Here is a 20,471-nt window from a genome sequence, read left to right as displayed (position 1 = left end):
TCGGCAGACCAAATTTCGGTATCGTCAATCGACGGTATCGGGATGTGTCGATGCCTTTAAGTCGGCCAGACCACGGTTCGCGTCTTTGCTGCCGGTCGCCGCGGCGGCCGTGAAGAGCCGTTCCGCGTCGCCGTACATCTTCATATTCAGGTAGGCGTATCCGCGAAGTACCATCAAGTCGATCGGTTCCTGCCGGAGTTGTGCGCGCTGATCAAGGTAGATCAAGGCCTCTCGATAACGCTTGGCATCGAAGGCGGCCAAGGCCCTGTCGGCCAAGATCGCGACCTGCAGTTCGGCCGCACGCTGTTGTGTCTGCGGCGCCCTCGTGGCTGCGACGGCGGCATGGTTGGATAGGCCGGCGCGCAGGTAGGCGAGGCTCTGGCCATAGGCGGCATCTTCGCGCGTCATGCGGTTCGGACTGGCCAGCGCTGCCTCGAAAGCCTTTACCGCCTCCATCGGACGATCGATGTCCATTAGGCACCAGCCACGCGACAGTGACGCTTCAGGGTCGAGCAATCGCTGATTGACCGTGGTCGTGCATCCGCGCAGTTGCCGTGCGCCTCGGCGGACGGTCACCGTCCGCATCTGGCGCGAGGCCTCGACGCTGGCTGGCGGGTTCGCGGGTGCCCTAACGATCTCAGGGGGCGAGGCGGCTGCGCCCTGCGGCGACATCTGCGCGGGAGCGGGTAGGGGAGGTTGTGTGGTCTGGCGGTTGTTTGCCTCGCCCAACTGTGCGATGCGCTCGGACTTGCCCGCCCACAGCCGTTGGATCTCGACCACGCCCGCGCGGTCGCGCAACTGCTGACGCGTGATCGCGAGTCCATAGGCGGACGGCTCGTCATCAGGCTTCCAGCGCAACGCCGTTTCGAACCAGCGCGCGGCCGTCTGCGGCTGGTTTAGTGTGCGGGCAAACCAGCCGAATTGCTGTGCCGTCGGCACATATTTCTGCGCAATGATTTCTGCCGCGATGCGTGAAAGCACCTCTTCGCTGAGGTTGGCGGGTGGCTGCAGAGCCATCAGGTTTGCCGTCGCCGCAAGATAGGTCGCGGTCGCCTCCTTGGAGGCGCCACGCCATTTGTACATGACGTCCTCCGCCTCCTGAGGCTTCTTCTCGGCGATCAACGCCAGCGCCAGACCCTGGGAAGCAATTGCCGTGTCTTCTTCCTTCTCACGCGCAGCGCGGAACCATTTTTCGGCATCCGCATAGTTCTCCCGGCGAAGCTGGTACCAGCCGAGAAGAAGGTTGTCGGATGCCAGGCCGTCCGTTTCCGCAAGTCGTTGGACAATCGAAAGGTAAGCCGGCGCCACAGCAAGATCGGGGTGATCGTTGCCAGCGGCGACAAACCGGCGGGCGAGGTCATTGCGGATGCTGTCGAACTCGCGACCGCCATTGCCATCAGGGCGTTCGAGCGCCAGGAGATCCTGCATCGTTGCGTAGGACAGCAAAGCAGACGCTTTCTGAATGGTCGCGAGACGCTCCTGCGGGTTCGTGCAATTCTTCAGAATATAGACATAGGCATCCCGGGCGCGGGGCGCCCGATCCGTCCTCGCGAAGGCTTCGGCAACACGCCAGAGTACATCGATGTCGCTGCATGTCAGAAGGCTCGGCGTGTTGGCGCCGATCTGGACGACGGTTGCGTATTGCTTCAGGTCGGACGCATTGACGAGGCGTGCACGGGCTTCCGCGACATCCAGTCGGTCAAGCAGGTCGGGCGGCGGCTGCCATCCCGATTCGGACGTCTGCCGATCGGCAATAGCCTTGCGGAGCTCCGCATAGCGTCCCTCCGAATACAACTGCCACATTTGTTCCAGTTGCTTGTCGCCGCCCTGCGGAACGGCCAGAGGATCAGCCGGAGGCACCCAGTTCGGGTAAAGCGCTTGGAGGCGCGCGATCTCGGCCTGCAGTCGCGCCTTGTCGCCGCGGCTGGCGAAATAGCGCAGCGCGCTCTCATCGACTTTCGGCTGAGCAGGCTTGGCTGGCTGAGAAGCAGGAGGCTGCGCTTGCGGTGCCTGCGCAAGCGTTACGGAATCTTCGACCTCGTCACCGGCGGTGACCTCGTCACCGGCGGTCTCGCTCTCCTGAGGCAGCGGCGGCACCGTCGTTGAGGCGTGCAGCCGATCGGCAATCGCCTGCACGTCGATCTGAGGCTTGGGGCTGATCTCCGGCCCCGTGACACGACCCATGAGCATGAATTGTGGCGCGGGTGCATGACCCGATCCACCAAAGCCCAGCATCTCCTGAAGTGCCGCACGATCCTTCAGGGCGGTCACCAGACCGGCCACCGCCACCGCGACAACAATTGCAACGGATGAGGATCTCACAGACACTCCGGATGCTTCTCCCCGACAAATGCCAACCCAAGAAGATGAAGGGTCGATGGATAGTAGAGCGATGGCTCAAACTGCTGCGACGACTCAGGCAGCTTCGTTCCGTCTGTCACACAGGCCACGACATCGTTAACAATTCGATAACCCGGGTCCGACAGCAGCGTCTTTGGCTTGCCGGACGCGAGGTTGATCGTCGCCGGAGTGCCGTCCTCGGTGGTCATTCCCTGGCGCAATCTTGACAGCAGAGCCTTGTCCGAAACTCCCGCGCGAACAAGGTAGAGCGGTATGCGCAGGCTGTTGTACCCGAATTCCGCATCGAAGCCCTTGGCGGGTTCCGGCATGCGATTGAGGCTCACCCAATCGCCGGGCAGCTTTCGTGGGCCGAATTTCATCGACCGCAACAGCGACAGGCCATCATCCGACAGTTTCTGCCAAGCGTTAGACGGCGCCAGGAGCGCCATGATCGGGATCGCCTCGTAGACCCAGTAGGAGGGATTGATGATGGGGCCATCCTTGCGATCAGAGGAATCAAAACCGCTGACGCCCGGCAGCAACAGCGTGCGTCCGCCTGAACTGACCACGACATGCGAAAGAAGCGCCTGGGCCATCTTCGCGGCCGCCTCGATATAGTCGCTTCTGTTCCAGGCAGACCCTGCAAGGGCCAGCGCATAGGCAATCAAGAGATCGCCGTCCGACGCGTTGTTGATATCGGTGACATGCGGCGTAACGGCCGGATCCCATTTCCACGCCGCTAGGCCATCGTCGCGCAGCAGCAGTTCGGTGCGCGTGAAATACCATATCTGCTCGAAGTCTGCGGGGCTGTCGGCAAGGTAGGCAAGCAGTAGACCATACCCTTGGCCCTCGCTGTGGCTGATATTGCCGTTTGCATCATCGACGATGCGGCCGCTGGCATCCAGGAACTTCGCCTTATAGGCGCCCCATGCCTGCTGGTTGATCCCCGGACCTTGTGCCTGCGCGGACTGGCAGGCGACGGCAACAGCAAAGCTTGCGGCGCAGATCAGTTTCAACAGTCTCTTCATTCGCGCCTGCCCAGCCTGGAAAGCATGCTTGCCGTGGCAACGCCGATCAGAAGCGAAAGGACGACCAGAAGGAAGGCGTAGGACAATATGTTCGTAGACAACCAGTTCGCAGCGATCAGACGATAATTTGAGATTGACCACGGCTGGGAGGCCACGAAATCGAAGCGACCGACCGGGACGCTTTCGACCTTGCCGGTCCTGCTGGAATAGGTGGTGATATGACCCGCGATCTGCGGCCAGTTGACCTGTGCGGCAATTGCTTCGGCGCCCTCGCGCAGGTCCTTGGCGGAAGGAGCCGTGACGATGGTCCAGGACGATCCCCCCGCGGCGCTTTTGCCCTGAGCGATCAAGAAGCTGTCGTCGTTCGAGGGCGTGAAGGCTTCTTCCGACCCGGGCACGAACTGCAGCGAACTCAGCGAAATGTCGAAGTTGCGGCGAAGCCACTCCTGAAATGAGGTGATCTGCCCGCGCCATACACCGCCGCTAACTCTCGAGCGCCAATCGTCAAAGGTCACGGAAGGTTCGGTCTGGTTTGATTGGGCCGCGGCGGGGGGCCGCCAAGAGGCCTGACTGCTCGTCGCTATGTTCAGCTGCGTCAGCACTGCCGGCGGCATCTGCGAGATCGATCCAATGAAAATGGCGTCTCGCTCGCCGATGGCGCCCGGTGTCGCAGCCGGCTCAACGTCGATCGGGCGGCCGGCAACGATCGCCATTTGTCCGAGCAGGGTAGCGGTCGCCGACAGTGTATCGCTATCAATCCGGTCGATGAAGAGGGGCGTTGGCTGCGTCGCGCGATTGTAGGGATAGCCGGTTCCAGATAGGCCGGCGAGGTTCGGCCGTTGTCCGATCCGGGCAAAGTCGGGAATGTGAAGCTCGCTGGTGTCGAAGAGCGCAAAGCGCGGTGCTGCACCGGCCGTCGTGCCAGGCACGCAGACCTCGTCCTCCTTCGTCATCAGGATGGCTTCAAGCGACAGCGTGTTCAAACCCGGCTTGAAATGCCGCATCGTCACGCGAATGGGCAAGTGCCGGAAGATGCCCCCTCCTGTTGACGAAATGGGCACCGTCGATGCGATGTTGCCGTTGACATAGATGTCGATGTGGCTGCCGGGCAGGACATTCTGCGTAAAGGCTGCGTCGAGCAGTACTGTGGCTTCGCCATAGGCGTTCGCGTAAAAATCAGACGGCACGGCGATATTGAAACTGGTACGGAAGCGTCGTCCCGAAAACTCCGTCGTCGCCACGCCCAGCTGCGCAAATGTCAGGTTCGCGGCGGAGAGAACGAGTGGCGCATCCGGCGCGCTCCAACGCTGGGTTACCAGCGTGTCGCGAACGGCCGTCGCGGGGCGATCCGTGGTCGAAACGATCGTGTCGATAGCGGACGAGATTGCTGGCCAGGACGGGCCGCTGATCAAAAGAACGGCTGCCCCAGACTTCGGGTCCGTCACGAACGAGGCCAGCGCCGCCGCTTGCGCGGCCGGCGGCGGTGTGATGACTGACTGCAGCTCGGCCGGTGTTCCAACTACGACGGTCATGCGACCCGCACCCGCTTGCGGCAATGTGTCAGGCGTGAATGAAAAGGTTTGGTTCGGCATGCCGCTTAGAACCGCGAGGCCCTGGGCAAGGCGTAAGAGAGGCTTTGTCGTGCCCGGCTGCTCGAGCGCCGGCACGACGAAATTGAACTGCGTCTTGCCGGTTTCGTCTACGCCGACCGCGCGGATGGCGTCTGTACTGGAAAACGCCGCGGCCTCCTGTCCACTAAAGCTCAGATAGGTCTTTGCCGGGTCGATGTTCGTCCAAAGCTCATAGGTCGATTGAACAGTGCAGTCGGTGCGGTGGCGTTGGGTGGCTTCGAATGTCAGAAGATTCGCGCCCGGCTGTAGCAGTCCCGCGGGCACGTCGAAGGAGACGTTCGATGGTGCGTCCGATGAGGCGATCGGTTGTTGACCGACGATCCTGTTGTTCAAAAGAACCGTTAGTTGCGATGCCTCCGGGGCAACGACCACGGCATTTTGATAGGAGAAGTTGAACTTCGCTGGCGCGGCAGCCTGCTCTGGCGTGATGTAGATCGACCACGACTTGCGATCATACTCGCCATCCAGGCCGAACTTGGCGAAAGGGATGATGTACCTTTGAACGGAGCTTTGAGCAGTTCGCTGGATGGCCGGTTGCGCAGGGCGCTGCGCCTGCGCGGGGGCGACTGGTGGCGCAGGCTGCGGTCGACCAACTTCCGCCGGCGCCTGGGGCTGCGATGGTGGTGTTGCCGAGGCTGATGGTGAAGCGGGTGCCATGGAGAATGGCGGTGCGGGCGCGGCAGGCATGGGGGCCGCCGGTGTCGGCGCTGGCGATGCAGACGGCGGCGCCGCTGCCGGTGCAGGCGTGGCCGGGAAGGTCAGTCTCGGCACCATCGGCGTACTGCCCTGCTCACGCTCCCCCGACATGTCGAAAGGCGCCGTTTGCGCATAGGCAACCGCGCAAGCGGCGAGGAGAAACAGCAAGATCGATGTGATCTTTTTCATCAGTTGCCTGCCTTCGCGACCTGATTGAGCCGCTCGCGTTCGGGCCGCATGCTGCGGAAAAGGTACACGAGACCGCGGCTTGTCTGGTAGAGCGACAGGCCGAGAAACCAGATCGTTCCGCGAATGAGACCTGGGTTGTGGCGGCGCGCCTGCTGGAACTGCGTCCATTGATCGGAATTCGCAAACATCAGGTCGGCGATCAGGCGGTGGTCGAGGGCGCTCTTCGGACTATATTGGCAGCCAACAGCCAGAATCTCGCCGGAAGGCTGGATATTGCGCACGATAAGCGGAAGCGTTTCGATGCTTGCGCCGCTGTGAGGCTGGAAGCGTATCTCGCCCTCGGCGCCAATCACCATTGGATCCAGCTGCTTGTTGAACACATGCAGCCGGGCGCCGTGCACCGAGACATCCTCGATGGATGCCGTGTGCCACTTGCCGTTGACCCCGAATTCGCAGCGGCGGTTCACACGCACGCGACGAGACGCAGCCCGCTCGCCACGTTCGGAAACGACGCCTAAGGCGCAGCCGGCCATGATCAGGTTGATGATGTTCCAGCCGCCGACAACCAAGGTCACGTCGGCCTTATAGGGCTCGGCATAGATACGATAGATGGTGACCACCAAAGCAATCAGCAGCACGGCAAAGATGACGAAAAACGGTCGGCTGATTTCCGAAAGACGGCTGACCGCGATCGACTCGTCCTTCGCCGTAACCTTGAACGTCGGCTTTCTCGGATTGAGCATGACCGAAACCACTGCCGGGAGCAGGTGAACCGTCTGAACATACTCGTAAAGTTCCGAGATCCACGGCCAGCGGAAGGAACCGTAGAGGTAGTTCTGCATCATCAGGTTCACAAGCATGTATGCCAGCGTATAGGCAAGGAACTCGCCGCCCGATGCGGTGAAGATCTCCAGATCGAAGAAGAGGTAGAAAAGCGGCGCGAACAGAAAGATCGTGCGCGGAAACGGGAAGAGCCAGAAGAGCGTCGACGACATGTAGCAAAGGCGTTGCGGCAGTGTCAGGCCCCGCTTCAACAAGGGGAAGCGGAAGCGCAGAATTTGCATCATTCCCTGTGCCCATCGGCTGCGCTGGCCGATGAAGCTTGCAAAGGTCGCCGGCTGCAGCCCGGCGATCAGGGGCTTGTCCACATAGATGCTGTTCCATCCGCTGCCATGCAGCGCCAGGGCGGTTTCGCAGTCCTCGGTGATGCTGATACCGCTGAATCCGCCCTGGGATTCCAGTGCCCTTCGGCTGAGGACGGCAGCTGAGCCGCAGAAGAATGCTGCGTTCCATTTATCGAGACCGCGCTGGATGATGCCGTAGAACATCTCGTTCTCGCTCGGCATTCTCTCGAAGGTTCGAAGATTTCGTTCCAGGGGATCTGGGTTGATGAAGAAATGCGGTGTCTGGACAAGGAATAGCTTCGGATCGTCGTCGAAGTAGCCGACGGTTTCGAGCAGGAAGTCGCGTGCCGGCGCGTGGTCCGCATCGAATACGGCGATCAGCTCGCCGCTCGAATGCTTCATTCCGTTGTTGAGGTTGCCAGCCTTGGCATGCTCGTTTCGGTCGCGCGTGAGGTAGCGTACGCCGAGATCCTCGCAGAGCTTTTTGAGCTCGTTGTGACGCGCCACTGCCGCCTGGGCTTCGAGAAGCTTGCTGGAACTGCGCTTCTGCAATGTGCCGCCATCGTCCAGCAGCCAGACATGCAGCCTCTCCGTGGGATAATCCATGGCCTTCGCGGCGGCCAGCGTATTGGCGAGGAGGTGCGCGTCCTCGTTGTAGGAGGGGACGAACACGTCGACGTGGGGAAAGCGTTCTTCCTTGCTCGCCCGCGAAGGGCGCGGCGGCAGAGGCGTGGCGACGATGAACAGGCTGAGCGCCAGCATCGCCACGCTGTACATTTCCGCGAGATAGAGCAGCAGACCGGGGATGAAGTTTTCTGGCTGATTGATCGGCGGCAGCGTGCTGGTCGTGCGCCAGTAGACATAGCGAAGAACAATTGAGGTGCCGAAGGCAAGGGCGATCAGCCTCCAGGTGCCTTCAGCCTTCAGCCCCTTGATGATCGCCATTACGGCGACGACGACAATGCTCGCAATCAGCTGGGTCTGCAGGTTCACCGGCAATGTGATCAGCGCGATCACACACAGAGAAACGAAGGCCCACGTAATGATGCTTCGGGCTTTATGCATCAATATCCCTTTGACAATGCAGGCCGGGTGCTTGGGAACACCGCAGCCTTCCCACGTCTATCTTCGGCACGCGGCCGTCATGGCCGAATCCCCTATACACTCTGGCGACGGCACCGTTAGGCCGCTCGCCGTCGCGGATCTCGGTTGCGTCTGTTCGTTCGAAGGCACTGCTGACATGCCTGGCTGTGGCAAATCGCTCGAGGCGTCGGGCAACGGCACGCGAGGACCTGTCGGCAGCGGTAACTGGGCAGGCGCCTCCTCAGCTTCCGGCTGAACGCTGCGTACGCGAACGACACGAGATTGGATTTCCGGGCGGGCAGGTTCATAGCCAAAGGCCATCGGCATGTTCCTGTAACCGCCTTGGTCCGGATAGATCGGATTGCCAGGGCGCCCGAGCGTCGGATCAATACCCTGCGGAGATCCAAATGGATTCCAGATTTCTCCGTCCAGCATCCCGACGATCGTGTAGCTGTACATGATTCCGAGCAACTGTCTTTCGGTTGCCCGCGCATCACAGAGGCGCAACCGCACCTGGATCATTCCGAAGTTACGTGCTTGCGTATGAGCGGATCTGCTCGAGCGGATCTGCTGCCAGCCATAAATACAGGTATCGCCCGAACCGCTCTCGCCCGAGGCGTAGCCGAACGGCCCATAGCTGTTTTGTAGATAGGTCGTGGACCGCGTCATTTGCACGCCGGGAACGGCCGCAAAAGCCTCGCGGATTATCCCGTTCTCGCTGATCATTTTATACGAGGCGTTTCCAGTACCGGGATTGGCTCCCGACGCGCCGAGGAACTGCACCTTGAGAAAATTCTGCCCCGACACGGATGACGACGTGTAAAGCGAAATCATCTGCTCGGTGCCGTTGCCACGCTTGTGCTCGACGACGCTGACGATCGAGGGGCCGCCAGGCGGGGGCAAGGCCAGCGCCGTCTCGGCGGGCACCGTCTCGGAAATGTTTGGGGACCTGACGTTTCCCGACGACTGACATCCGATGACGAGCCCGGCAAGCAATGCCAAGCATGACGCCTTCAGTAAACTGAACGTTTCGGGTCGCCGCAATCGTCTTTCCTCACATCCATGCGCGGATTTCGCGGTGGACTTCCGAATCAACGACCCTTGAGGCCGCTACCCATGGTAAACGACGATTATGGTTAACCCAAAGTTAATGTGAGAGCGGCACCAGTAGCGATCCGCCCTATCTCCACGGTGGCATTGAGTACGACACCAGCTCCTGAACCATTGAGGGACCGATGAGTTTCTCCAAGACAGCGCAACCGATGGTGACCATCGTGCCCAGGAACGATAGAGAACTGTCGCGTGAAGAAGACGATCGCGATTTTCGAAGAGCGCAGTAGCGCAGTATCGATGAAGAGACGGTAGATCGCTTGCGCTCCTCAGTCAGACAAATGGATGCCTTTCGCCAGGCGTTCAAAAGCCAAGACCTGACCAGTGCGCTCAATTGAAGAGTTCAGGCAGTTCCGCGCGTGCGATCTTACGCAGCCGCTCGGCTTCGGCTTTTTCAATGGAACGGTATGGCCAACGGAGTTTCGTTCCAACCGGGCCCCACTCACCGATCGCACAAAGCAACTTGTCGAGCGCCGCATTCGAATAGCCCTGGGTCTGGCGAAATGGAACGATGTGGGTGTCCATGAACGCGCAAATCCGTTTCTCGATAGCCAGAGCCGCCTCCATATCTCTTGCCATGAGGTCGGTCCACCATTGGGCGCCGCGCGGACTGAGGCAGGCCACATTGGAAAAGGCGCCGACGGCACCGCCATGTTTCATGCCGGTCGCAAGGCGATGGCCGGGGACGAAAAGCGCGAGCTCTAAGAGGTGTTCGCGCGCCGCCGCATACCAATCCGCATCGCCGTCGGCGAGCTTAATGGCGACAACGCAAGGGCAGGGGCCGCAGATGGCGGCCAGTTCTCGGGGCGTGAGGACCCGCTTTGCATGTGGCGGATTATAGAGGATCAGTGGGATGCCCTTAGCGCAGTCCGCCGCGCGCTGCAGGAAATCGATCGCTTCCAGATCGGTAACCGGCCACCAATCCGGCAAAATGACCTGGATCGCCAGAGGCTGCAGGGCCACCGCGCGCATGATCCGGGAGAGTGCGATCCGCGGGTCCGGCTGACACGCGCCGATCACGAAGGGTATGCCGGTCCCTGCGCAACGCTCGGCAAGCGTTGCCTGGATCCTATCGAACTCGGCTTCGGTCTGATTATGGAACTCACCAGCCGTGCCATTGGAATAGATGCCGTCGACGCCGGCTTCTACAAGCGTGTCGATCTCTTCGCCGAGTGCAGAAAAGTCGATCTCGTCGTTCTCCATGATGGGCAGCAGAAGGCTCGCCCAATTGCCGGCGATCGAATGTCGTCTTTGCGTCGTCAAGGCATGGCTCCCAATGCTATGTCATCGCGAATGCAGGCCTTGAAGTGTCCCGGCGCGACTTCCCGCAGTTCCGGTGTGGCCTGGCTGCAGGCCTTGATCGCGTGCGGACAGCGGGTGCGGAAAACGCAGCCGCTCGGTGGATTGGCGGGGCTCGGGATTTCGCCCTTCAGCACCTGCCGCTCGCGCTTGGCGCCGACGTCGGTCGAGGGAATGGCCGACAGAAGCGCGCGCGTATAGGGATGCTGCGGCCGGGCGTAGAGATCGCCGCTCGCAGCGATTTCCATGATCCGGCCGAGATAGAGGACGATCACCCGATCGCAAATATACTCTACGACAGCAAGGTCATGCGAGATGAACAGCATGGTCAGCCCCAGCCGCTGCTGCAGATCGCGCAGCAGGTTTATGACCTGCGCCTGGATGGAGACATCGAGCGCCGACACCGGCTCGTCGGCGACGATCAGCTCCGGGGTCAGTGTCAGTGCGCGCGCAATGCCAATGCGCTGGCGCTGCCCGCCTGAAAACTCGTGGGCATAGCGGTTGATGGCCTCGGCGGGCAGGTCGACCTGCTCAAGTGCGACGCGGGCGCGCTCCATCCGCTCCTTGCGGGTTCCGATGCGCTGGATTTTCAATCCCTCCGTCAGGATTTCGCCGATGGTCATGCGCGGCGAGAGACTGGCGAACGGGTCCTGAAAGATATACTGCATGCGCGGACGCATGCGGCGCATCGCCTGCGGTGAAAGGCCGGTCAGTTCGACGCCGTCGAAACGGATGTTACCGGCGGACGGCTCGACCAGACGCAGCACAGAGCGGCCGATCGTCGTTTTGCCGCTTCCCGATTCGCCGACGAGCCCCACGACTTCGCCCTTGCCGATGTCGAAGGAGATATCCTTCAGAATGGTCAGCCGCGCACCATGGGAAGCATAGTGTTTCGACAGATCGCGGACGGAAAGCAAAGGTTCGGTCATCTAGATCTCCCGCCAGCGAATGCATCGGCTCTTATGAAGCGGTCCAACGGGTTCAAGCGCCGGCACCGCCTTGCGACAGGCTTCGATCGCAAATTGACAGCGCGGCGCAAAGGTGCAGCCCGAGGGCATGTTGACGAGGCTTGGAACGACGCCCGGAATGGCGGCGAGCTTTTCGCCGGCTTGTTTCATCCTTGTCGCGTCGCCAAGCCGCGGCATAGAGGCAAGGAGGCCCTTCGTGTAAGGATGCTTCGGATTGCTGAAGACCTCGTCGACCGGCCCTTCCTCGACGATGCGTCCGGTGTACATGACGGCGACGCGATGAGCGATGTTTGCCACGACGCCGAGATTGTGCGTGACGAAAAGCATGGCCATGCCGCGCTCGTGCTGGAGCGTCAGCAGCAGATCGAGGATCTGCGCCTGGATCGTCACATCGAGTGCGGTCGTCGGTTCATCCGCAATCAGCAATGTCGGATCGCAGGCAAGTGCCATGGCGATCGTCGCACGCTGGCGCATGCCGCCGGACAGCTCGTGCGGATACTGGCCGGCGCGACGTTTGGCATCCGGGATCCCGACGCTTTCCAGCAGCGAAATGGCAGTCGCCATTGCGGCTTTTCGGGTTGCGCCGCGATGAATGCGAATTGGCTCGGCGATCTGGTCGCCAATCGTTAAGACGGGATTGAGGCTGGACATCGGCTCCTGGAAGACCATGCCGATGTCGTCGCCGCGAATGTCGCGCATCTCCTCGTCGGTCAGTGTAACGAGGTCGCGAGAGGAACCGTCCTTGCAGCGTAGCCGGATGCTGCCCGCTGCGATCGATCCGATGTTGCGGGTGAGGAGACGCATGACGGAAAGACTGGTCACGGATTTGCCCGAACCGGATTCTCCCACCAGAGCCACCGTCTCTCCTGCGCCCACGGTCAGGTCGACGTCGTTGACAGCTGTGACATCGCCGCCGCGAATGCGGAAGATTGTCTTGAGGCCCTGAATGGCAAGTATCGGTTCGGCTGACTGCATGGTGGTCACGTGCCAAGCAGACCGGTTGCACGCAGGATCTCATTGATCCTTGCTGTCTCTGCTTCATCGAGGGCGGCGCGCGGACGCGGCATGACGGCGGTATCGATAATGCCGAGGCTCTTCATTGCGGTCTTGAAGCCACCAATGCCGGAGGCGCCGCCGCTGACGCGGCCCTGGGCAACCCAGACGATTTCGAAGAGACGGCAGAGCCGTTCCTGCTCCTTGCGCGCAGCGACCCAGTCCCCACGCTGGGCGGCGTTCCAGAGGCGCACATAGCCATGCGGATCGACATTGGCGATGCCGGGAACAACGCCATGGGCCCCCATCAGCAACGCATTGTCGACGACGATTTCCGAACCGGTCATCAGGAACACGTCCGGCCTGTCGGCAAGATCGAGCAGGGCATAACGGAAATTGCCATCGTCGCCACTGGAATCCTTAAGGCCGATGATCGTGCCTTCCCTGGCCAAGGTCACCGTCGTCTGGCGTTGCAGCTTGACGTGCACACAGACCGGAATGTCGTAGGCGACGAGCGGTACGTCGACGGCGTCACGGATAAAGCGGAAGTGGTCGAGGATTTCCGATTGGCTGGTGACGGTATAGAACGGCGCGGTGGCAACCACGGCATCGGCGCCCGCCCGCTTGGCGACGTCTGCATGATGAATGACGCGATCCGTGGTCGGATCTATGACGCCGACGATCAGCGGTACGCGCCCGTTCACCACCTTTGCCGAATGCTCGATGATCTCGCGGCGCGTCTTGTCGTCGTGGAAGATTACCTCGCTTGTCGAACCAAGCACGAAAACGCCGTGGCATCCGCCGTCGATAAGATGCTCCAGAACCCGCGTATAGGACGGATAATCGACCGTGAAATCCGCATTGAGAGGCGTCACGACCGGAGGAATTACACCCTTGAATTTTGTCATTGTCTCTTTCTTTCGAATGATCAGTTTAGTTCAGCGCGAGGGTCGAAAGCGTCCCGAAGCCCGTCGCCGATGAAGTTGATGGCAAGAACCGCGAGGATGAGAGCCCCGCCTGGGAACAGCCATTGCCAGGGATATTGTTCGAGCACCGCCGTCGAGCGGGCCGCGTTCAGCATGTTGCCCCAGCTGGCGGCCGGCGGGGCAATGCCGAGACCAAGGAAGGAAAGGCCGGCTTCGAGCAGGATGGCGTTGGCGATCTGCAGCGTCGCGTAGACAACCAGGATATCGATCGAGTTCGGCAGACCGTGCCGGAAGAGGAGGTGCGGCAGGCCAGCGCCCATTCCCCGCGCGGCGATGACGAAGTCGCGCTCGCGCAATTCCAGGAGCCGCGCGCGCACCATTCGTGCCAGGAGCGGCCAGGACAGCAGCGATATGACGAGGACGGTCGGCCAGATACCGGTGCCGGCGATCGAGGCGAGCACAAGGAGAAAAATCACGGGCGGCAGCGTCATGACGAGGTCGACAAACCGCATGCCGACGGCGTCTGTCCAGCGGCCGGCAAGGGCAGAGACCGCACCGAAAAGAAAGCCTATGATAGCTGACAGCAGTGTCGAGGCGACGGCCACGAGGAGCGAGATGCGACCGCCTTCCATCACGCGCGCAAACACGTCGCGTCCGACGCCGTCCGTGCCGAACCAGTGTTTGGAACTTGGACCGCTGTTCATGGCCAATAGGTCAATGTCGTTTGGCTTGAAGGTCCACCAGAGCGGGTAGGAGAGGATCATCGCCAACACAGGAAGAGCCAGACAGACGCCGAAAACGGCAGCGCGGTTGATCAGGAAGCGGTCGAGCGCGCGGGCGAGAGGACCGGGACTGCGGGTGAGGGTTCTGGCCAGCATGCTCAGCCCACCTTGATGCGCGGATCGATCACCGCATAGGTCATGTCCGTCAGCAGATTCACCACGATGACGCAGGCTCCGATGATGAGTGTGGCGCCCATGATGACCGGATAGTCACGGGTTTCGACCGAATCGACGAGCAGCAGACCCATGCCCGGCCAATTGAAGACGCTCTCGATGAAGATGGCGCCGCCTATGGCAAGACCGATGGTCGAACCGATGAGCGTGACAACAGGCAGCAGCGCATTGCGCACGGCGTGCTTGACGATCACCCAGAATTCGGTGACGCCCTTCGCCCGCGCCGTGCGCACATAGTCCTGATTGAGCACTTCCAGCAGGGAGGCGCGCATGTAGCGCATGATCAACGCTGCCTGGGCGACTGCAAGCAGGCAGGCAGGCAGGATCAGGTGATGCAGCAGATCGAGGATTGAGAATGGCTCGCCGGGGGTCAGCATGCCGCCAGATGGCATCCAGTTGAGCCGTACGGCAAAGACGTAAAGTCCGATCAACGCACTGAGAAAAGCCGGGCTTGAAATGCCGGCAAGCGCAAGCACCGAGAACGAAAGGTCGGTGACCGAATTGCGTCGCACGGCGCTTATGATGCCGGTGGCGATGCCAACACTAATCGAGATGACGAGAGCCGTTCCCATGAGCAGGATGGTGGGACCGATCCGTGACAGCACGAGGCCGAGCACCGGCTGATCCATGCGCTTGATCGAGTAGCCGAGATTGCCGGTCAACGCCTGCTGCAGCCAGGCCAGGTATTGCACAGGCAGCGGTTGATCGAGGCCGAGCCTGCTGCGCAGTTCAGCCAGATCAGCCGGCGACATCGGAATGTTCGGATCGATATAGGCATCGATCGGATCACCAGGGGTGAGGCGTAGCAGAAGGAAAATCAGCACGCTCAACGCGAGCAGCATGCCTATTCCGATCGCCAGGCGCCGGAGGCCAAATGTCAGCATTGCAACTCCGTCCTGAAAGGGTGGCGAACGCCACCCTCTCGTACCAATGGTCGGCCTTATTCAGCGATCGACCAATGTTGCGGATCGGCCTGGTAGGGACCGCCTCCAGGAGCGGGGGTCCAGACGAAATCCTTGACCTTGGTGGAGACCACGCCATAGCGGTTCGCCACCCAGAGCGTGCCCCAGGGAAGCTGACTGTTCATGACCTTGCAGACCTGCTGGTAGCGTTCGTCACGCTTTGCCGCGTCAGGCTCGGCAAGGGCAGCGTCGAGTGCGGCATTCAGATCGGGCATGCGGGCGCGAACGACGTTCGGGCCGGCGGGCGGAATCTGCTTTTCATTCAGCCCGACATTGATGCTGCCGGCATCCGGTCCGTTTTGCAGACCGGCATAGACCAGCTGAAACTGCGAAATATCGGCATCCGGCTTCAAGACGATGCTGTTATAGGTCGGAGCATCGACTGCGCGCGGCACGACATTGATGCCAACCTGCCCCAGCATTGCCTGAACGGCAGCGAGCACGTTGGTCGCCAATGGCGTCGTGTAGTAGGTCAAAAGCGTGATCGGCTTGCTGCCGTTGATCTCATCCCAGCCCGCTTCTTTCAAAAGCGCTTTTGCCTTTTCGGGATCGTAGGCATAGGGGTCGATATCCCTCGGCACGAGCTGGTCGGCGACATAGGCGCAGTTGGCCGGCCTGGCGGCGCCTGCGTAGAGGCTCTGGATGATTGCATCGCGGTTGATCGCGTGCATCACGGCCTGACGGACACGTAAATCCTTCCAGATCGGTGATTGATGGTTGAATCCCAGGTAATTGACGACGAAGGAGTTGCCTTCGATCACCTGGAAGGACTTGTCATCCTTGAACGTCGGGACATCGTTGGAATCGACATAGGTGAATTGAATTTCGCCGGCGCGAAGTGCGGCGATCGCGGCCGCCGGATCTGCGAAGTAGCGATTGATGATCTTCTCCAGAGCCGGTTTACCGCCCCGGTAGCCGGTGTTGGCGGCGAGCTCGACATATTGGTCGTTGACATACTTGGTGAACTTGAAGGCACCAGTGCCGATCGGCGACGTCGACCACCACGGGCTCTTGGCGAGCTGGTCGGCCGGTATTGACGACAACGCATGCTCGGGCAGCATCATCACCTTGGTAAGCGTATCGATGAGGCTCGCGGATGGTGCGCTGAGCTTGATCACCAGCGTATGTTCATCGGGAGCTTCGACCGCCGATACCGGTGTCAGACGGGCTGCCAGGACGGAGCCGGTCTTGGCGTTCTTGGCGAGCCCGATCGTGAACTTGGCGTCCTTGGCCGTAAATGGCTTGCCGTCATGCCACGTCGCGTCGGCGAGCTTGAACGTGTAGGTCAGCTGGTCCGGGCTGATCTCATAGGAGGAGGCAAGGACTCCAACCGTCTTCTGCAGCTTCGCGTCATAGCTGACGAGCGGCTCGAAGTAGATGCTGAGCCAGGTGAAGCCGGCGGTCGCCGCAAGCGGATTGAAATTGCCCTGGAAGCCGCCGGGGCCGACGTCAAAGCCGCCCGACAGGGTTGCGGCTTGTGCCGGGCGGGTGAAGCCTGACGCGACGGTTGTTGCCATCATCGCAGCGATCGCGATCGCCGAAAGTCGAGACAAAGTTTTCATTGCGTTCCTCCCACATTTGAACTTGTCTTGTTGTTTGCGATAACGCGGGCGATGCCCTCGTAGTGGTGGTCGAGACGCCGGCGGGCCTCCTTAAGGTCCCGGGCCTCGACGGCGTCGACGATGGCAGCGTGATCCCGCCAGGTGACCATCGGATCGACATTGTCGAGATTGACGAAATCCGAGGCCTTGTAGAAAGCGAGCCAGAACACGTCGATCAGCCGGCTCAGTGTTTCGTTCTGCTGGCAGCGGAACAGCAGGCGATGAAACAGCTGGTCGTCCTCGGCAAAGGCTTCGCCGCGTTCGGCATGCGCTTTCATGCGGTTGACGGTGGCACGCAGCTCGGCAATGTCGTCCTTGCCGATCGTCTCAAGGGTCTTACCGATCAGGCCAACCTCGAGCGTCCGGCGAATCTCGATAACTTCCTCGATCTGGCGAAGCGCGCCGCCGAGACCGTACGCAAGATTGTCGAGCAGCGGCTCAAACGAGAACGCTTTGACGAAGATCCCGACGCCGCGACGCGCATCCAGCACACCCAGCGATTCGAGCGCCTTGATGCCCTCGCGCAGGGAGTTGCGGCTGACGCCGAGTTGCGTCGCAAGTTCACTCTCGGCCGGCAGAAGGGTACCCGGTTTCAAGCCATTGTCGTTGATGTAAGCGCGCAGGCTCTCCTGCACGGAAACATGCAGCAGCGGGGCTCTCGTCAAGGGCTTCATGGTCTTGAGTGGCATGCCAACCTCGCTGCGAAAGTTTCAGATACAGGCTACATATCCACTTGTAGGATATCTGTCAAATGGACATGTGAAGGCGCACCGCCCGGGGGAGTTTTGTGATAATAGGTGGTGGGCACCTTCCGGAAGCCGGCCATGTGCCGACAATTCGCCGGTCGGCTGGGCAGCGAGGGATCAAAATCCTCTTGGCCACAGCCCTCGGCTGGCAGTGTTTTTGCCAACGCCAAGAACCGACGGCATGGCTCGGTGCCGGCAATCCAAGTCAGAAAGGGCGCGCGCTGTAGGCCCTTATGTCATAATTTTAGGTTATCGTAACGATCAGTAAATCCAACTTAGAATTATGATCCGCTTCCGATATGAAGAAGCAAAGGGAGGATGCGCGTCGACGGGTGTCTTCGGCTCGAGCCAGAGCCTCATTCGGGAACGGCGCAGCTCGGCAAGGTGGTTTGGCAGAGCTCCCTTTGGACGGCAGAAAATTCGAAGCAATCAAGGAGAACGTTATGGACCAGAAACCCGACAGCGCAGGCAAATGTCCCGTTGCGCATGGTAATACGCCCCGTGGTCGATCCAACCGCGACTGGTGGCCGGACCGGCTGGACGTTCAGATTCTTCACCAGCATTCCGGTCTTTCCGATCCATTGGGCAAGGCATTCGACTATGCCGAGGAATTCAAGACGCTCGACCTCGATGCGCTGAAGCAGGACCTTCATGCACTGATGACCGATTCGCAGGACTGGTGGCCGGCCGACTTCGGCCACTACGGCGGCCTGTTCATTCGCATGGCCTGGCATAGCGCCGGCACATACCGCATCACTGACGGCCGCGGCGGTGCTGGCGCCGGCCAGCAGCGTTTCGCTCCTCTCAACAGCTGGCCTGACAATGCCAACCTCGACAAGGCCCGCCGCCTGCTGTGGCCGATCAAGCAGAAATACGGCAACAAGATCTCCTGGGCCGACCTGCTGATCCTCACCGGCAACGTCGCTTTGGAATCGATGGGCTTCAAGACCTTCGGTTTTGCCGGTGGCCGTGCGGATGTTTGGGAGCCCGAGGAACTGTTCTGGGGTCCGGAAGGCACCTGGCTGGGCGACGAACGCTACAGCGGTGAACGGGAGCTGTCGGAGCCGCTTGGCGCCGTGCAGATGGGCCTGATCTACGTCAATCCCGAAGGCCCGAACGGCAATCCCGATCCGGTCGCAGCTGCCCACGACATCCGCGAAACCTTTGCGCGCATGGCAATGAACGACGAAGAGACGGTGGCGCTGATCGCCGGCGGTCATACCTTCGGCAAGACGCATGGTGCCGGCGATCCATCGCTGATCGGTGCCGAGCCGGAAGGCGGCGCGATCGAGGACCAGGGCCTCGGCTGGAAGAGCACGTTCGGTACCGGTGTCGGCAAGGACGCCATCACTGCCGGCCTGGAAGTGACCTGGACGCAGACCCCGACGAAGTGGAGCAATTTCTTCTTCGAGAACCTGTTCGCCCATGAATGGGAACTGACACAGAGCCCGGCCGGCGCCAAGCAGTGGAAGGCCAAGGATGCCGAAGCTTCCATTCCGGATGCCTATGACGCGTCGAAGAAGCATCTGCCGACGATGCTGACCACCGACCTGTCGCTGCGGTTTGATCCTGCCTACGAGAAGATCTCGCGCCGCTTCCTCGAAAATCCTGATCAGTTTGCCGATGCCTTCGCCCGTGCCTGGTTCAAATTGACCCACCGCGATATGGGGCCGAAGGTGCGCTACCTCGGTCCGGAAGTCCCGGCAGAAGACCTGATCTGGCAGGACGTGATCCCGGCCGTCGATCACAAGCTCGTCGACGACAAGGACATTGCTGCCCTGAAGGAGAAGGTTCTCTCAACCGGCCTCACCGTGCAGGAGCTCATCTCGACCGCCTGGGCTTCTGCGTCGAGCTTCCGCGGTTCCGACAAGCGCGGCGGCGCCAATGGCGCGCGCATCCGCCTTGCGCCTCAGAAGGACTGGGAAGTCAACCAGCCGGCGCAGCTCGCCAAGGTGCTTGGCGTCCTCGAAGGCATCCAGAACGACTTCAACGCTGCCCAGACTGGGGCTAAGAAGATCTCGCTCGCCGACCTGATCGTTCTTGCCGGTGCTGCCGGTGTCGAGAAGGCGGCAAGGGCCGGCGGTCGTGACGTCACCGTTCCGTTCACACCTGGCCGCACGGATGCCTCGCAGGAGCAGACCGATGTTGCCTCCTTCGCTGCGCTCAAGCCGCGCGCCGACGGTTTCCGCAACTATGTCGGCGGCCGGCAATTCATGAAGTCGGAAGAGGCTCTCGTCGACCGTGCTCACCTGTTGACGCTGACCGCACCGGAAATGACGGTTCTCGTCGGCGGGCTGCGCGTGCTGAAGGCGGGCGAGCCCGAGCACGGCGTCTTCACGTCGCGTCCCGAGGCGCTGACGAACGACTTCTTCGTCAACTTGCTCGACATGGGCACTCAGTGGTCTCCCGTTGCCGGCAAGGAGGGCGTCTACGAGGGACGCGACCGCAAGACGAACGAACTCAAGTGGACCGGCACCCGCGTCGACCTGATCTTCGGTTCGCACTCGCAGCTTCGCGCCCTTGCGGAAGTCTATGGCCAGTCCGATGCAAAGGAGAAGTTCGTCAAGGACTTCGTCGTAGCCTGGACCAAGGTCATGAACGCCGATCGTTTCGATCTCGTCTGATCGGCAAGATCTTGCGTGGACGCGGCTTGTCAGCTGCGTCCACGCATCCTTCTTCAGCCGGAACTTCGCCAGAGGGGACGGCGGATGGAATCGGTGCCACCTCCAAAATGGAGCGGCGGCATACGCCTTCTTCGCAGCGTCTGGTGGTCAGGATTGGCCGCGCCCCCTTAAAGGCGGCGGGCTTCACTCGACTGT

At 61.1% G+C, this 20,471-nt stretch carries 14 protein-coding genes; 1 reads left to right on the top strand and 13 read right to left on the bottom strand.

Annotated elements, in window-relative coordinates:
• Nucleotides 1-24: 24 nt before the first annotated feature.
• The 13 genes from ACSQ9D_RS14335 to ACSQ9D_RS14275 all read right to left on the bottom strand — a co-directional run bounded on the left by ACSQ9D_RS14335 (nucleotide 25) and on the right by ACSQ9D_RS14275 (nucleotide 17,595).
• The gene (locus ACSQ9D_RS14335; RefSeq protein ID WP_436282779.1) at nucleotides 25-2,322 is read right to left on the bottom strand and encodes a cellulose synthase; all 2,298 of its coding nucleotides are present in this window, start codon (nucleotides 2,320-2,322) and stop codon (nucleotides 25-27) included.
• Entirely contained in the window at nucleotides 2,319-3,368 is a 1,050-nt protein-coding gene (locus tag ACSQ9D_RS14330) for a glycosyl hydrolase family 8 (protein WP_436282778.1), read from the bottom strand. Before ACSQ9D_RS14330 ends, ACSQ9D_RS14335 begins: the two co-directional genes overlap by 4 nt.
• Entirely contained in the window at nucleotides 3,365-5,884 is a 2,520-nt protein-coding gene (locus ACSQ9D_RS14325) for a cellulose biosynthesis cyclic di-GMP-binding regulatory protein BcsB (RefSeq protein WP_436282777.1), read from the bottom strand. Before ACSQ9D_RS14325 ends, ACSQ9D_RS14330 begins: the two co-directional genes overlap by 4 nt.
• On the bottom strand, nucleotides 5,884-8,073 hold the full coding sequence (gene bcsA / locus ACSQ9D_RS14320) for a UDP-forming cellulose synthase catalytic subunit (protein ID WP_436282776.1): 2,190 nt from the start codon (nucleotides 8,071-8,073) through the stop codon (nucleotides 5,884-5,886). The genes ACSQ9D_RS14325 and bcsA overlap by 1 nt, the downstream gene beginning before the upstream one ends.
• Before the next feature lie 57 nt (nucleotides 8,074-8,130).
• Nucleotides 8,131-9,135 (bottom strand): cellulose biosynthesis protein BcsN, encoded by a 1,005-nt coding sequence (gene bcsN, locus ACSQ9D_RS14315; RefSeq protein ID WP_436282775.1) that lies wholly within the window; start codon nucleotides 9,133-9,135, stop codon nucleotides 8,131-8,133.
• Between the two features lie 396 nt (nucleotides 9,136-9,531).
• Nucleotides 9,532-10,464, bottom strand: coding sequence for a dihydrodipicolinate synthase family protein (locus tag ACSQ9D_RS14310; RefSeq protein WP_436282774.1), 933 nt, complete (start codon nucleotides 10,462-10,464; stop codon nucleotides 9,532-9,534).
• Nucleotides 10,461-11,429, bottom strand: a complete 969-nt coding sequence (locus ACSQ9D_RS14305; protein ID WP_436282773.1) for an ABC transporter ATP-binding protein — start codon at nucleotides 11,427-11,429, stop codon at nucleotides 10,461-10,463. The genes ACSQ9D_RS14310 and ACSQ9D_RS14305 overlap by 4 nt, the downstream gene beginning before the upstream one ends.
• A complete protein-coding gene (locus ACSQ9D_RS14300; protein WP_436282772.1) occupies nucleotides 11,430-12,443 on the bottom strand; it encodes an ABC transporter ATP-binding protein in 1,014 nt (337 codons plus the stop codon). It lies immediately after the preceding gene.
• A gap of 5 nt (nucleotides 12,444-12,448) precedes the next feature.
• Entirely contained in the window at nucleotides 12,449-13,369 is a 921-nt protein-coding gene (locus ACSQ9D_RS14295) for a dihydrodipicolinate synthase family protein (protein ID WP_436282771.1), read from the bottom strand.
• A gap of 20 nt (nucleotides 13,370-13,389) precedes the next feature.
• Entirely contained in the window at nucleotides 13,390-14,265 is an 876-nt protein-coding gene (locus ACSQ9D_RS14290; protein ID WP_436282770.1) for an ABC transporter permease, read from the bottom strand.
• Between the two features lie 2 nt (nucleotides 14,266-14,267).
• The gene (locus ACSQ9D_RS14285) at nucleotides 14,268-15,227 is read right to left on the bottom strand and encodes an ABC transporter permease (protein ID WP_436282769.1); all 960 of its coding nucleotides are present in this window, start codon (nucleotides 15,225-15,227) and stop codon (nucleotides 14,268-14,270) included.
• A 56-nt stretch (nucleotides 15,228-15,283) separates the two neighbouring features.
• On the bottom strand, nucleotides 15,284-16,867 hold the full coding sequence (locus tag ACSQ9D_RS14280; protein WP_436282768.1) for an ABC transporter substrate-binding protein: 1,584 nt from the start codon (nucleotides 16,865-16,867) through the stop codon (nucleotides 15,284-15,286).
• Nucleotides 16,864-17,595: a FadR/GntR family transcriptional regulator gene (locus ACSQ9D_RS14275; protein WP_436282767.1), complete on the bottom strand. Its 732-nt coding sequence runs from the start codon at nucleotides 17,593-17,595 to the stop codon at nucleotides 16,864-16,866. Before ACSQ9D_RS14275 ends, ACSQ9D_RS14280 begins: the two co-directional genes overlap by 4 nt.
• 500 nt (nucleotides 17,596-18,095) lie before the next feature.
• On the opposite strand from ACSQ9D_RS14275, the gene katG reads away from it, so the two are divergent.
• The gene (katG, locus tag ACSQ9D_RS14270; RefSeq protein ID WP_436282766.1) at nucleotides 18,096-20,276 is read left to right on the top strand and encodes a catalase/peroxidase HPI; all 2,181 of its coding nucleotides are present in this window, start codon (nucleotides 18,096-18,098) and stop codon (nucleotides 20,274-20,276) included.
• The last annotated feature ends 195 nt before the right edge of the window (nucleotides 20,277-20,471 follow it).

The organism is Rhizobium sp. LjRoot258 (genome assembly GCF_964254185.1).
Classification (GTDB): Bacteria; Pseudomonadota; Alphaproteobacteria; order Rhizobiales; family Rhizobiaceae; genus Rhizobium.
The sequence above is the reverse complement of the archived record's forward strand: the minus strand, read 5'-3'. Positions and strand labels throughout refer to the sequence as shown.

Excerpts from the sequence above, each read along its gene's own strand:
- ACSQ9D_RS14330 (WP_436282778.1), bottom strand. The coding sequence starts at position 3,368 with ATGAAGAGACTGTTGAAACTGATCTGCGCCGCAAGCTTTGCTGTTGCC.
- ACSQ9D_RS14325 (WP_436282777.1), bottom strand. The coding sequence starts at position 5,884 with ATGAAAAAGATCACATCGATCTTGCTGTTTCTCCTCGCCGCTTGCGCG.
- bcsA (WP_436282776.1), bottom strand. The coding sequence starts at position 8,073 with ATGCATAAAGCCCGAAGCATCATTACGTGGGCCTTCGTTTCTCTGTGT.
- ACSQ9D_RS14305 (WP_436282773.1), bottom strand. The coding sequence starts at position 11,429 with ATGACCGAACCTTTGCTTTCCGTCCGCGATCTGTCGAAACACTATGCT.
- ACSQ9D_RS14300 (WP_436282772.1), bottom strand. The coding sequence starts at position 12,443 with ATGCAGTCAGCCGAACCGATACTTGCCATTCAGGGCCTCAAGACAATC.
- ACSQ9D_RS14295 (WP_436282771.1), bottom strand. The coding sequence starts at position 13,369 with ATGACAAAATTCAAGGGTGTAATTCCTCCGGTCGTGACGCCTCTCAAT.
- ACSQ9D_RS14290 (WP_436282770.1), bottom strand. The coding sequence starts at position 14,265 with ATGCTGGCCAGAACCCTCACCCGCAGTCCCGGTCCTCTCGCCCGCGCG.
- ACSQ9D_RS14285 (WP_436282769.1), bottom strand. The coding sequence starts at position 15,227 with ATGCTGACATTTGGCCTCCGGCGCCTGGCGATCGGAATAGGCATGCTG.
- ACSQ9D_RS14280 (WP_436282768.1), bottom strand. The coding sequence starts at position 16,867 with ATGAAAACTTTGTCTCGACTTTCGGCGATCGCGATCGCTGCGATGATG.
- ACSQ9D_RS14275 (WP_436282767.1), bottom strand. The coding sequence starts at position 17,595 with ATGCCACTCAAGACCATGAAGCCCTTGACGAGAGCCCCGCTGCTGCAT.
- katG (WP_436282766.1), top strand. The coding sequence starts at position 18,096 with ATGGACCAGAAACCCGACAGCGCAGGCAAATGTCCCGTTGCGCATGGT.